A 12,791-nucleotide genomic window follows, 5' to 3' on the forward strand; every position below is an offset into this window, starting at 1 on the left:
TAGCTCCGATGCCCGTCCGCTCCCAGCCCTGATCGACGAGGAGTTGGTCCCCGATGGCCGCCGACCCGACCACCACGCAGTTGATCGAGAAGCACCTCTCCACGCTCGACCAGGCGCTGGAGACCATCCGCAGCCGTGCGTACTGGTCCCCGCACGCGGAGCACCCCAAGGCGTACGGCGAGGACGCCGCGCCCGAGGGCAAGGCCGCCTTCGAGGCCCTCCGCGGCACCCGCTTCGAGCTGGACCAGCCCGGCACCGACGGCTGGACCGGCGAGGAGATCTCGCCGTACGGCATCGAGCTGGGCATCACCTATCCGCACCCGGACCCCGATGTCTTGCTGCCGGTCATGCGCGCGGCGATCCCCGCCTGGCGGGACGCGGGGCCCGAGGCCCGCGCCGCGGTCTGCCTGGAGATCCTCTCCCGGATCAACGCCCGCACCCACGAGTTCGCGCACGCGGTGATGCACACCAGCGGGCAGGCGTTCATGATGGCGTTCCAGGCCGGCGGGCCGCACGCCCAGGACCGCGGCCTGGAGGCGGTGGCGTACGCCTACGCGGAGCAGACCCGCACGCCCGGCGAGGCCCCCTGGTCCAAGCCGCAGGGCAAGCGCGACCCGCTGGAGCTCAGCAAGACCTTCCAGGCCGTCCCGCGCGGCGTCGCCCTGATGATCGGCTGCAACACCTTCCCCACGTGGAACGGCTATCCGGGCCTCTTCGCCTCCCTGGCCACCGGCAATCCCGTGCTGGTCAAGCCGCACCCGCGGGCCGTCCTGCCGCTCGCCCTCACCGTCCGCGTCGCGCGCGAGGTGCTCACCGAGGCCGGCTTCGACCCGAATCTGGTCGCGCTCGCCGTGGACCGCCCCGACGAGGGCCTCGCCAAGATCCTCGCGCTCCGCCCCGAGGTGCGCATCATCGACTACACGGGCTCCACCGCGTTCGGCGACTGGCTGGAGGAGAACGCCCGCCAGGCGCAGGTGTACACCGAAAAGGCCGGCGTCAACACCGTCGTCATCGACTCGACGGACGACTACAAGGGCATGCTGGGCAACCTGGCGTTCTCGCTGTCCCTCTACAGCGGCCAGATGTGCACCACCCCGCAGAACCTCCTCATCCCCCGGGACGGCATCAGCACGGACGCCGGCCCGAAGACGTACGACGAGGTGGTCGCCGACCTCGCGGGCGCCGTCCAGGGCCTGCTCGGCGACGACGCCCGGGCCAACGCCCTGCTGGGCGCGATCGTGAACCCGCAGGTGGCCGGGCGTATAACGGCGGCTCCCGAGCTCGGCGAGGTCGCGCTGGCCTCCCGCGAGGTGACCCACCCCGACTTCCCCGGCGCCACGGTCCGTACGCCCGTGATGGTCAAGGCCGACGGCGAGCGGAAGCGGTGGGAGGGGGCGGACGCGGAGCCGCCCTTCCTGTCGGAGCGCTTCGGGCCGGTCTCCTTCGCCGTCGCCGTGGACTCCGCACCGGAGGCGGTGGAGCTGCTGCGCCGCACGCTGCGCGACAAGGGCGCGATGACCGTCGGCGCGTACACCACCTCGCCGGAGGTGGAGCGCCTGGTCGAGGACGCCTGCCTGGAGGAGTGCGCCCAGCTCTCGCTGAACCTCACGGGCGGGGTGTACGTCAACCAGACCGCGGCGTTCTCCGACTTCCACGGCTCCGGCGGCAATCCCGCGGCGAACGCGGCGCTGTGCGACGCGGCGTTCGTGGCCAACCGGTTCCGGACGGTGGAGGTGCGTCGCCAGGCGTGATCAGGCCCTGGGCCACACCCGAGGCTGGTCGGTAAGGCCCGTTCTAGGCGGGCGGCTCGATGTGGGCGTGGCGGCCGATCCAGGCGTGCATGGCGATGGCGGCGGCCGCCCCCGCGTTGATCGAGCGGGTCGAGCCGAACTGCGCGATCGAGCAGACCATCGAGGCGTGCGCCCGGGCCTCCTCGGTCAGCCCCGGCCCCTCCTGGCCGAAGAGCAGCACGCACCGCCGCGGCAGTTCCGTGGTCTCCAGCGGGACGGCGCCGGGGAGGTTGTCGATCCCGATGATCGGCAGCTCCTCGGCGGCCGCCCAGGCGGTGAGGTCCTCGGTGCCGGGGTGATGGCGCACGTGCTGGTAGCGGTCGGTCACCATCGCGCCGCGCCGGTTCCAGCGCCGCCGGCCGACGATGTGGATCTCCTTGGCCAGGAAGGCGTTGGCCGTGCGGACGACCGAGCCGATGTTGAAGTCGTGGCCCCAGTTCTCCACGGCCACGTGGAAGTCGTGGCGGCGGGTGTCCAGGTCGGCGACGATCGCCTCGCGCGTCCAGTAGCGGTAGTGGTCGACGACGTTGCGCCGGTCACCGTGCGCGAGCAGCTCGGGGTCGTACCGCTCGTCCTGCGGCCAGGGCTCCGGGTGCGGCCCCACGCCGACCACGGTCGCGAAGCCCTCGTCGTACTGGACGGGCTCGGCCGGCCGTGCGGACTCGTCGGGGAGGATCGTCGCCGGGCCGGTGGTGCGGCGGCCGGTGGTGTCCGTACCGCTGCCGGGGGCGGTTTTCTCGCTGCTCACCCCACGAGCGTATGGCCACCGCCGGACTCCCGCGTACGAGCCCCCGGCCCACCTGCCGGTTTCCCCTCGTCCCCCGGCCCGTCGGCCGACTTCTCCGCGTCCCCCGGCCTGCCGGCCGACTTCTCCGCGTCCGCCGCCGCTCCGGCAGCTCCGCCGGACGCGGGCCGCGCCGCGCCGCCCGGGAGCAGCCGGTCGCGTACCGCCGCCACCCGGCCACCGAGCCACCGCAGGAAGTTCGTCGGCAGGAAGACCGCGTCCGCCGTCACCATCGCGAGCGAGAAGAACGGCAGCCCGAGCAGCACGGCGATGGACAGGTGCTCCATGATCATCGCCACCAGCAGGACGTTCTTCACGCGCCGGTTGAAGACCGTGAAGGGGAAGGCGACCTGCACGATCACCGTGCCGTAGGTGGCCAGCATGATCAGCAGCCCGCTGCCCGCGAGCAGCCCCGACAGCTCGGGCCACGGCGAGAAGTAGTCCAGGTGCATCGGGTAGAAGACGGCGGTGCCGTCCTGCCAGCGGTTGCCCTGGATCTTGTACCAGCCGGCCGTGGCATAGATCAGGCAGACCTCGACCATGATGACCAGCAGCGCGCCGTTGTGCGCGAGGTCGGCGAGGGTGTTGAGGACCGTACGCGGCTCTCCCGGCGCGTAGCGCCGCGCCCACCACCACGCGCCGTGCGCCAGCCACAGCGCCCACAGCGCCAGGCCCCAGCCCACGTGCGGGAACGGCCCGTTGGCCGTCCACTCCAGCCCGTACAGCCCGAGCAGCTGGGCGAGGGCGAGGACCAATCCGAGGACGGACCACAGGAGTACGCCGGTCACGTCCCGGCCCGGCGCCCCGTCGGCGCCGGCCGCCGCCGCCCTCCGCGCGCGCCGGGCGTCCAGCGACCAGACCTGCCCGCAGCGGGTCAGGACCAGGTACATCGACATCAGGTGGATGACGTTGTCGCCACCGTCCCCGAGGAAGACGCTGCGGTTCTGCAGCGACAGCACGCCGATCATGAACAGCACGGACATGGTGCGGGTGCGCCAGCCGAGCATCAGCAGCGCGCTGGAGACGATGGCCAGCGCGTACACGAGCTCGAACCAGCCGCGGCCGTCGGACCAGACCAGGACGGAGAACGCGCCGTTGCTCCCGAGAAGCCGACGGGCCATGTCCAGGCTCCAGACGCCGTCCGGACCGTACAGCTCGTGGCGGTTCGGCCACTCGCGCAGCAGGAAGAACAGCCAGGTCGCGGCGAAGCCGATGCGGATCACGGCGGTCTGGTACGGAGCCATCGGACCGGCCGTGACGCGGGCGAAGCCGCGGCCGATCACGCGCTCTATCCAGGTGTCCCGCACGACGTAGTCCTGCGCTTCGGCGTCCTGTACGCCGGAGCCGCCGGTGTCCGTCGCGTGCGTCGGCTCCGTCGAACTCCGGTGCTCCGTGGGGTGCGTGGTCACTTGTTGCTCGCCCCCTCGGGCACGTCGTCGACGGTGACCGGCCACCAGGGCAGCACCCGGTACACGGGCTTGTCGCTGATCTTCTCGCCGCTCCACGGCGGCGTCCCGACAGGAGTCGTCACCGAGCGGAACTCCATCCGGTCGACCGTGCCGCCGTGCGCCGTCCACACCGCGCCGAGGCGGCCCATCGCGATCCGCCGCAGATAGCGTTCGGTCAGCTCACCGCGGGTGCCGTTCGGGCGGTTCTGCGCGTCGTGCGAGCCGACGAACGACTCCCAGCCGCGGCGCAGTTCGTTCTGCTGCGTGTGGCTGGGGAAGAGGTTGTGGTGGATGGCCCGGCCGTCGAGCGCGGTCAGGTCGGTCCACCCGGTCGTACGGGCACTGCCGCCGTCCCCGGGGCGTATCTCCGCCCGTACTTGTACGGAGATGTTCTGCTGCAGCGGATTGGGCGCGAACAGCTTCCAGTTCTGCTCGTACTCCGGATAGACGTAGTCGCTGACCGCGGCGCCGTGCGCCTTGGTGACCGTGTTGGACGGGGCGACATGCAGGAACATCATCGCGAGGTGGACCAGGGCGGCGACCGCGATGCCGCCCGCCGCGGTCGCCACCACGATCCGCGAGGGCAGGGAGAGCGCGGTGCCGGGTGGCGCCTGTGGTGGTCGCGTTTCCTCCGCGTATGACTGCATTCCTGCCCCGTTCCCCGGTCCTGTGCGGCTCCATCCCGCCACGGAACCGTACCCAGGCCACGTGCGCGGCGACAGCGATCCTCCAGTTGTGCACAGCCTCGCCACCTTCCCGACCGCCGCCCGCACCCGCTGGACCGCCCTCGCCGCACCTCGGCCGTCCGCCGCCATTCCCAATTCCTGCAACCTGTTCTACCTTGCAGGCCCCCAACGGTGCGTGCGGAAGGACAGCCAGTGGACTTCACCTTCACAGAGGAACAGCAGGCGGCCGCCGAGGCGGCCGGGGCCGTCTTCTCCCGGGTCGCCCCCGACGCCGTCCCGTCACCCGCCCTCACCAGCGGAGCCGTCGCCGACGACATCGACCGCGGCCTGTGGCGCACGCTGGCCGACGCCGACCTGCTCAGCCTGGTGATCGAGCCCGCGTACGGCGGCGCTGGACTCGACCCCGTCGCGCTCTGTCTCGTCCTGCGCGAAGCCGCCAAGGTCCTCGCCCGCGTACCGCTGCTGGAGGCCGGCGCCGCCGCACTCACCCTGCAGACCTACGCCGACCCCGGCCTGCGCGCGGAGACGCTGCCCCGCATCGGCCGCGGCGAGCTGATCGTCACCGTCGCCACCGCCGGACGCACCGGGCACGAACCGGCCGAACTGGCCGTCGAGGCACACGAGGAGGACGCGCACTGGACCCTGGACGGCACCCACAGCGCCGTGCCCTGGGCGTACAGCGCGGACCGCCTCCTCCTCCCCGCGCACACCCGCGACGGCAGCGCCGTCCTCGCCCTCGTCCCCCGCGGCCACCCCGGCGTCACCCTCGCCGAGCAGCTCTCCACCAACGGAGAGCGGTACGCCGAGGTCCGTCTGGACGCCGTACGGCTCACCGCCCGCGAGATGATCACCGACCCCGCCGCCTGGGAACGGCTGCGGCAGCTCCTCACCGTCGGCACCTGCGCCCAGGCCCTCGGGCTCGGCGAGCGCGTGCTCGCCATGACCGCCGAATACACCGGCACCCGCGAACAGTTCGGGCACCCGGTCGCCACGTTCCAGGCCGTCGCCGTGCAGGCCGCCGACCGGTACATCGACCTGCGGGCCATGGAAGCCACCCTGTGGCAGGCCGCCTGGCGCATCGGCACCGGCGCACCCGGCGCCCTGCCCCCGGCCGGGGACGTCGCCGTGGCCAAGATCTGGGCCGCGGAGGGCGTACGACGCGTCGTACAGACCGCGCAGCACCTCCACGGCGGCTTCGGCGCCGACACCGACTACCCGCTGCACCGCTACCACGCCTGGGCCAAGCAACTGGAACTCGCGCTCGGCCCGGCCCCGGCCCACGAGGAGGCGCTGGGGGAGCTGTTGGCGGCTCATCCGCTGGGGTGAGCGGGCGCTGCCACAACGCGGCGGCGCCCCGCTTCACGTTTCACGTGAAACAGAGCGCCGCCGTGCGAAAGACCTTCGGCCGAGGGTCAGATGACCGCGCCCGGCGCGCCCTGATCGGTGACCACGGGACGCCCGGTGGCCTCCCACGCCTGCATGCCGCCCTCGACATTCACCGCGTCGAGGCCCTGCTGGACCAGGTACTGGGTGACCTGCGCAGAGCGGCCGCCGACCCGGCACAGCACGTACACCTTGCCGCTCTCGGGCGCCTTCTCCGTCAGCTCGCCGTAGCGCGCGACGAAATCACTCATCGGGATGTGCAGGGCGCCCTCGGCGTGCCCGGCCTCCCACTCGTCGTCCTCACGCACGTCCAGCAGGAAATCCGCCGGCGTGAGCGCATCGACACCGACCGTGGGCACAGAACCAAAATGCATGGCCCCGACGCTACCCGACCGGACTCCCCGCACGCCGCCCGCGCCGCAGCTTCGCCAGCAGCCCGCTACCCCACCAGCTGGGCCAGCCGCTCCTCGCGCTCCGCCACGTCGGCCAGCAGCTTCTCGGCGATCTGCGCCAGCAGCGCGTCCGGGTCCTCCGGCGCCATCTTGAGCATTTGGCCGATCGCGCTCTCCTCCAGCTCCGCGGCGACCGCCGTCAGCATCTCCTTGCGCGTGGCCAGCCACTCCAGCCGCGCGTAGAGCTCCTCGCTCTCGCTCAGCTGCCGCTCCTGCGGCACCGGACCGGCCTCCCACTCCGCCGCCAGCTCCCGCAGCGCCGCCTCGTCACCGACCGCGTAGGCGGCGTTGACCCGCGAGATGAACGCGTCCCGGCGCTCCCGCTCCGCCTCGTCCCGCGCCAGATCCGGATGCGCCTTGCGCACCAGGTCCCGGAACACCTTGCGGGCCTCCTCGCTCGGCCGCACCTTCTGCGGCGGGCGCACCGGCTGGTCCGTGAGCATGGCCTGCGCCTCGGGCCACAGCCCCTCGGAGCCCATCCAGCCGTGGAACAGCTCCTCCACACCCGGCATCGGCAGCACGGCCGCGCGGAGCTCCTGCGCCCTGCGCGCGTCCTCCGGATCGCCCGACCGTGCCGCGACGGCCTCCGCGATCTGCGCGTCCAGCTCGTCCAGCCGCGAGTACATCGGCCCGAGCCGCTGGTGGTGCAGGCGCGAGAAGTTCTCCACCTCCACCCGGAAGGTCTCCACCGCGATCTCGAACTCGATCAGTGCCTGCTCGGCCGCCCGCACGGCCTGCGCCAGCCGGGCGGTGCCGCCCGCTGCCCGCCCTTCGGAGCCGCCGGCGGCCGGTTCCTCCGGGCCCGCGCCTCCTGCGGCTTCCTGGCCGTCCTGCCCGTTCTGCGCTTGCGAGTTCGTCACGCGGCCACCCTACGGCCCGGCTCACACTCCCGACTCTGCGGCCAGCCGCCCGTTGCGCACCGCCGCGACCAGCTCCTCGTGATCGGCCTCCGTACGGTCCGCGTACGCCACCGCGAACGAAGCGAGCGCCTCGTCCAGCTCCTCGTTCTTGCCGCAGTACCCGGCGACCAGCCGCGGGTCGGCACTGTGCGCATGGGCCCTGGCCAGCAGCGCACCGGTCATCCGCGCGTAGTCGTCCAGCTGGTCCGCCGGCAGCGCCGCCGGGTCCACGCTGCCCTTGCGGTTACGGAACTGCCGCACCTGGACGGGCAGCCCCTCGCGGCGCCCGTCCGCCGCGGCCTCCGCGCCGCACACCGTCGTCCACCCCAGCAGCATGTCGCTCACGACCTGCATCCGCTTCTGGCCCAGCACCACCCGGCGCGCCTCGTGCTCCACGGGCAGCACCTCGAACCCGGCCTTCTGCACGTACGGCGCGAGCGCGGAGGCGCGTGCCTCCTTCACCTGCAGCACCAGCGGCTCGCCCCGGTGATCCAGCAGCAGGACGACGTACGAGCGCAGGCCCACGCTGCCCGTCCCGACGACGCGGAAGGCCACGTCGTGCACCGCGTACCGGGACAGCAGCGGCAGACGGTCGTCGGGCAGCGTCCGCAGGTACCCGGCGAGCGCCGACACCACCGCGGCGGCCTCCGCGTCCGGCACCCGCCGCAGTACGGGCGGCGCGTCGACGAACCGCCGCCGGGCCCCGGCACGCCCGCCGCTCGGCGCTGTGCCGCCGGCACCGTCGTCCGGTACCGCCTCGGTCGACTTCGCGGCGAAGCGCGCGCTGGTGTTCTTGCGCGCCTTGGCCATCACGCGCTCCAGCGTGCCCACCAGGTCCCGCGCGTCGGCGTGCGAGACCAGGTCCTCGTCCACGATGGCGTTCCACGCGTCCACCGCGGGCATCCCGGCGAGCAGCCGCATCGTGCGGCGGTACGCGCCCGCCGCGTCCCGCGCCGCGTCCCGGCAGGTGTCCTCGCCGGCGCCCGCCTCGCGGCCCGCCAGGACGAGCGAGGCCGCGAGCCGTTTGAGGTCCCACTCCCACGGCCCCCGCAGCGTCTCGTCGAAGTCGTTCAGGTCGATGACGAGCCGGCCGCGGGCGTCGGCGTACAGGCCGAAGTTCGCGGCGTGCGCGTCACCGCAGATCTGGGCCGCGATGCCGGTGACGGGCGTGGTCATCAGGTCGTACGCCATCAGTCCGGCCGAGCCGCGCAGGAAGGCGAACGGCGAGGCCGCCATCCGGCCGACCCGTATCGGGACGAGCTCCGCCAGCCGGCCGGCGTTGGACTCCTCCACCGCCTCCACGGCGCCGGGGCGGCCTGCCCCGAGGGCCAGCTCGCTGTGCGCGGACCGCGGAACCGTCTCGCGCAGCGCCTTGCCGGCGGCCTTCGGCCCCGGCCCGTCGTCGCCACGCCGCGCAAAACCGCTGACATACGGAAGCCGCACTGTGTCCATCAGAGGGTTCCCTTCGGTCGGGCCGGTGCCTCTGGAGGGACCGAGGCGGGTGACCACCATCCCACTCACCCCCGCCCTCCCTGCGGAAAGCGCCACACTTAGGTTGTACTATGCAACGACCAGGAGAAAGGCAAAGACCGTGACTCAGCGAGACAACTCCGTCGGAATCATCCAGCAGGAGCTGACGGCGTTCGCGCGTCGCGCCCGCGCCACCGCGGCCCGGATGCACCCCGAGCTCTCGCTCGTCTCGTACACCCTGCTCGCCCATCTGGAGGACCAGAAGGGCTGCCGCGCCACCGATCTCGCCGCACACTACCTGCTGGACAAATCCACGGTCAGCCGGCAGATCTCCGCGCTGGAGAGGCTGGGATTCGTCGAGCGCCGCGTCGATCCGGACGACCACCGCGTACAGGTACTGCACCCCACCGAGCTCGGCGCGCAGGTGCTCGCCAGCGCCGGCGCGCAGCGCCGCCAGGCGTTCACCGAGCGGCTCGCCGACTGGGACGACGCGGACCTGGAGCGCTTCGCCTCGTACCTGCTGCGCTACAACGAAGCACAGCAGCAGCTCGGCTGACCCCAGCGGCTCACAAGGAAGCGGCTCAGCCTCAGTCCCGGAACCGCTCCGGGCACTGCCCCCCGTCCGCCAGATACGTCTCCGCCCAGCGCGCGAGCTCCTTGAGCGCCGGCTCCAGCGCGAGTCCGGCCCGGGAGAGCCGGTACGCCACGCGCAGCGGCGGGCCCGCGTCGACCTCGCGGACCACCAGGCCCGCCGAGCCCAGCTCCATGAGCCGGTCGGAGAGCATCCGCTCGCTGATGCCCGGGATCGCCCGCCGCAGGTCGGCGAAGTGCACCGGACCCGACAGCAGCGTCGCCACGATCAGCCCGGTCCAGCGCTTCCCGAGCAGGCCGAAAACGCGCGTCATGCCGCTGTCGACCTGCCTGCATGCCTCTCCGCCGTGATCCGCCATGGCACCAGAGTACTGCTTTCCCGTAGGGAGCTGCAAAAAAGTAAGCGACTGTGGTATCCATAGGTACATACGGTTTTCCACCTGCCGAGGCAGGGACGCCGGCCACCGGCCCCGCCCCTACCTGCGCACCCTTAACAGGACCAGGAGCTCACCATGGCCACGCTGCTGCTCATCGATTCGTCCGTCTCGCCCGAGGGCGTCTCCGCCTCCCGTGCCGTGACCGCCGCCTTCCGCACGACCTGGGAGGAGCAGCACCCCGGCGGCACGGTCATCCACCGCGACCTCGCGGCCGAGCCGCTGCCGCACCTCGACGGCGTCGCCGCCTCGGCCGGCTTCAGCGACCCCGCCACGCACACCCCGGAGCAGCAGGCCGCCTACGCGCTGCGCACGAAGCTCGCCGAGGAGATCGAGCAGGCGGACGCGATCGTGATCGCCGCGCCGATGTACAACTTCACGATCCCCTCGACCCTGAAGGCGTGGCTGGACCAGGCGATCATCATGGGCCGCACGGCCGGCGCGGAGCCGTCCGCCAAGGGCACCCCCGCGGTCGTCGTCGCCAGCCGCGGCGGCAGCTACGCGCCGGGCACCCCGCGCGAGGACTTCGAGTACGTGCAGAACTACCTGGAGTCCGTGCTCAACGGGGCGTTCGGCTTCGAGGTGGACTTCATCGTGCCCGAGCTGACGATGGCGCCGTCCAACCCGGCGATGGCCGAGCTGATCCCGCTCTTCGAGGCGTCCCGCGAGAAGGCCCAGCAGGAGGCGGCCACCAAGGCGAAGGAGCTGGCGGAGCGCGTGACCGCCTGAGCAGGACCGCACCTTACGGCGGCGGGTGTGAGGTACGCCTCACACCCGCCGCCGCGGTTTCGGACAACGAAAAACCCCCGGTCCGGATCTCTCCGGGACCGGGGGTCCTCTGTGCGCGAGGGGGGAGTTGAACCCCCACGCCCTTTCGGGCACTGGAACCTGAATCCAGCGCGTCTGCCTATTCCGCCACCCGCGCATGGGTGTTGTCGTTCGATTCTCTCACCGGGGATCCGGGCCCTTCGGTCCGGGTCTTCGGCGGGAGCGCCTTTCGACATGGAAAACATTAGCACGCTGCGAGGGGTGCCTTCACACCCGTTCTCCGCAGGCCACCGCCCCGGCAGGTCATGGACCCGTCAGCCGTGCCGCCCTCCGGGCCGTCACCCGCCCGGCCCCGCCGCGGACATCCAATCCTCCCCGTCGCGTCAGTACGGCGCCCGCCGCAAAGGTCCATCCGTGCACCGCGTGCCCCCTCAACGGCCCCGCCCGCCCGAGGAGGTCGGCAGTTGCGGGACACTGTCGTGCGGCCGCATCTACGATCGCAGTCAGCATCGGACGGCGAGCGTGGGCAACCTTGTGAGAGGCGACACTCGTCCTCTGGGCGGGAAAGGGGAACCAGCTGTTTTCCCGACGCGTGGATACGATCAGTAAGCAGTACAGGGACGACCCTGAAGAAGACTGAGGAAGGAGGTGCCCCGTGGGAGTACTTAAACGCTTCGAGCAGCGTCTCGAGGGCCTCGTCAACGGCACCTTCGCCAAGGTGTTCAAGTCCGAGGTGCAGCCCGTGGAGATCGCGGGCGCGCTCCAGCGTGAGTGCGACAACAACGCCACGATCTGGAACCGCGACCGGACCGTCGTCCCGAACGACTTCATCGTGGAACTGAGCGCTCCGGACTACGAGCGCCTCAGCCCCTACAGCGGGCAGCTCGGCGACGAGCTGTCCAGCATGGTGCGGGACTACGCCAAGCAGCAGCGCTACACGTTCATGGGTGCCATCAAGGTCCACCTGGAGAAGGCCGAGGACCTGGACACCGGCCTGTACCGCGTGCGCAGTCGTACCCTCGCCGCCAGCACGTCCCAGCAGGGAGGCGCCGCACCCCAGGGTGCAGGCGCGGCCCGGGCCGGCCGGCCCGGCGGCGGACACGTGGGCCCGCCCCCCATGCCCTCGTCCCCGCCGCCCGGTGCTCCGCCGGCCGCGCGCCCCACAGCGGGCCCGCAGCCGCAGGCCCAGACCCGGCGCTGGATCGAGATCAACGGCACCCGCCATCAGATCTCGCGTCCGACGCTGGTTCTCGGCCGCAGCACCGACGCCGATGTGCGCATCGACGATCCGGGGGTCTCGCGGCGGCACTGCGAGATCCGGGCCGGATCGCCTTCCTCGATCCAGGATCTCGGGTCGACGAACGGCATCGTGGTGGACGGGCAGCACACCACCCGCGCTACGCTCCGCGACGGCTCGCGGATCGTCGTGGGCAGCACCACCATCGTTTACCGGCAAGCCGAAGGGTGAAGCGGGGGCAATGTCAGAGCTGACCCTCACGGTCATGCGGTTGGGTTTCCTCGCCGTACTGTGGCTGTTCGTCATCGTGGCCGTACAGGTCATCCGCAGCGATCTGTTCGGCACGCGCGTCACGCAGCGCGGCGCCGCCCGTCGCGGGGGCCAGGAGCAGCAGCGAGGCGCACAGCGGCAGACGGCGGCACCGCCGCAGGCGCAGCGTCGCCAGGAGAGCGGACGCGGCGGCAACAACCGCCAGCGCCGCGGCGCTCCCACCAAACTGGTGGTCTCCGAAGGGACCCTGACGGGCACGACGGTCGCCCTGCAGGGCCAGACCATCAGTCTCGGCCGGGCACACGACTCCACGATCGTGCTGGACGACGATTACGCCTCCAGCCGGCATGCCAGGATCTACCCGGACCGTGACGGCCAGTGGATCGTCGAGGACCTCGGGTCCACGAACGGCACCTACCTCGAGCGGACCCGGCTGACGACTCCGACGCCGATCCCGCTGGGAGCCCCGATCCGCATCGGCAAGACCGTCATCGAGCTGCGGAAGTAGTACGACAATGAGCGAGCGGAGCGAGCGAGCCGCGGCGGTCCTCTCGGCCGGCCCGTGCGCGCTCCCGACCG

The 12,791-nt window shown here is 72.0% G+C and carries 13 protein-coding genes and 1 tRNA gene; 6 read left to right on the forward strand and 8 right to left on the reverse strand.

Features of this window, described 5'->3' with window-relative positions:
- Positions 1-53 precede the first annotated feature (53 nt).
- Positions 54-1,751, forward strand: coding sequence for a phenylacetic acid degradation protein PaaN (paaN, locus tag ABT381_RS02585; RefSeq protein WP_351586800.1), 1,698 nt, complete (start codon positions 54-56; stop codon positions 1,749-1,751).
- Positions 1,752-1,794: 43 nt separating this feature from the next.
- Here paaN and ABT381_RS02590 read toward each other — a convergent pair whose 3' ends face one another.
- From ABT381_RS02590 to ABT381_RS02600, 3 genes are all read right to left on the reverse strand, one after another.
- Positions 1,795-2,466, reverse strand: coding sequence for a TrmH family RNA methyltransferase (locus ABT381_RS02590; RefSeq protein ID WP_351586917.1), 672 nt, complete (start codon positions 2,464-2,466; stop codon positions 1,795-1,797).
- A gap of 68 nt (positions 2,467-2,534) precedes the next feature.
- A complete protein-coding gene (locus ABT381_RS02595) occupies positions 2,535-3,818 on the reverse strand; it encodes an HTTM domain-containing protein (protein ID WP_351586919.1) in 1,284 nt (427 codons plus the stop codon).
- 161 nt (positions 3,819-3,979) lie between these two features.
- Positions 3,980-4,669 (reverse strand): DUF5819 family protein, encoded by a 690-nt coding sequence (locus tag ABT381_RS02600; RefSeq protein WP_351586802.1) that lies wholly within the window; start codon positions 4,667-4,669, stop codon positions 3,980-3,982.
- Between the two features lie 231 nt (positions 4,670-4,900).
- On the opposite strand from ABT381_RS02600, the gene ABT381_RS02605 reads away from it, so the two are divergent.
- Positions 4,901-6,034 (forward strand): acyl-CoA dehydrogenase family protein, encoded by a 1,134-nt coding sequence (locus ABT381_RS02605; RefSeq protein ID WP_351586804.1) that lies wholly within the window; start codon positions 4,901-4,903, stop codon positions 6,032-6,034.
- Between the two features lie 86 nt (positions 6,035-6,120).
- Here the strand turns inward: ABT381_RS02605 and ABT381_RS02610 are convergent, their stop codons facing one another.
- The 3 genes from ABT381_RS02610 to ABT381_RS02620 form a co-directional block, all read right to left on the reverse strand.
- A complete protein-coding gene (locus ABT381_RS02610) occupies positions 6,121-6,465 on the reverse strand; it encodes a rhodanese-like domain-containing protein (RefSeq protein WP_351586806.1) in 345 nt (114 codons plus the stop codon).
- 65 nt (positions 6,466-6,530) lie between these two features.
- Positions 6,531-7,403: a hypothetical protein gene (locus ABT381_RS02615; RefSeq protein WP_351586808.1), complete on the reverse strand. Its 873-nt coding sequence runs from the start codon at positions 7,401-7,403 to the stop codon at positions 6,531-6,533.
- A 21-nt stretch (positions 7,404-7,424) separates the two neighbouring features.
- Positions 7,425-8,894, reverse strand: coding sequence for a DUF2252 domain-containing protein (locus ABT381_RS02620; protein ID WP_351586810.1), 1,470 nt, complete (start codon positions 8,892-8,894; stop codon positions 7,425-7,427).
- A 139-nt stretch (positions 8,895-9,033) separates the two neighbouring features.
- Between ABT381_RS02620 and ABT381_RS02625 the strand changes: the two genes are divergently transcribed.
- Positions 9,034-9,468, forward strand: coding sequence for a MarR family winged helix-turn-helix transcriptional regulator (locus tag ABT381_RS02625; protein WP_351586812.1), 435 nt, complete (start codon positions 9,034-9,036; stop codon positions 9,466-9,468).
- A 31-nt stretch (positions 9,469-9,499) separates the two neighbouring features.
- Here the strand turns inward: ABT381_RS02625 and ABT381_RS02630 are convergent, their stop codons facing one another.
- Positions 9,500-9,862 (reverse strand): winged helix-turn-helix transcriptional regulator, encoded by a 363-nt coding sequence (locus ABT381_RS02630; RefSeq protein ID WP_351586814.1) that lies wholly within the window; start codon positions 9,860-9,862, stop codon positions 9,500-9,502.
- A 153-nt stretch (positions 9,863-10,015) separates the two neighbouring features.
- Here ABT381_RS02630 and ABT381_RS02635 point away from each other — a divergent pair, with 153 nt between their 5' ends.
- On the forward strand, positions 10,016-10,666 hold the full coding sequence (locus ABT381_RS02635; protein WP_351586816.1) for an FMN-dependent NADH-azoreductase: 651 nt from the start codon (positions 10,016-10,018) through the stop codon (positions 10,664-10,666).
- Positions 10,667-10,778: 112 nt separating this feature from the next.
- Here ABT381_RS02635 and ABT381_RS02640 read toward each other — a convergent pair.
- A tRNA-Leu gene (locus ABT381_RS02640) sits at positions 10,779-10,862 on the reverse strand.
- Between the two features lie 498 nt (positions 10,863-11,360).
- Here ABT381_RS02640 and ABT381_RS02645 point away from each other — a divergent pair.
- The gene (locus tag ABT381_RS02645; protein ID WP_351586818.1) at positions 11,361-12,173 is read left to right on the forward strand and encodes an FHA domain-containing protein; all 813 of its coding nucleotides are present in this window, start codon (positions 11,361-11,363) and stop codon (positions 12,171-12,173) included.
- Positions 12,174-12,183: 10 nt separating this feature from the next.
- Positions 12,184-12,720, forward strand: a complete 537-nt coding sequence (locus ABT381_RS02650) for an FHA domain-containing protein FhaB/FipA (protein ID WP_351586820.1) — start codon at positions 12,184-12,186, stop codon at positions 12,718-12,720.
- The last annotated feature ends 71 nt before the right edge of the window (positions 12,721-12,791 follow it).

Origin of the sequence: Streptomyces sp. NPDC000151 (assembly GCF_040301705.1) — a bacterium.
GTDB lineage: Bacteria > Actinomycetota > Actinomycetes > Streptomycetales > Streptomycetaceae > Streptomyces.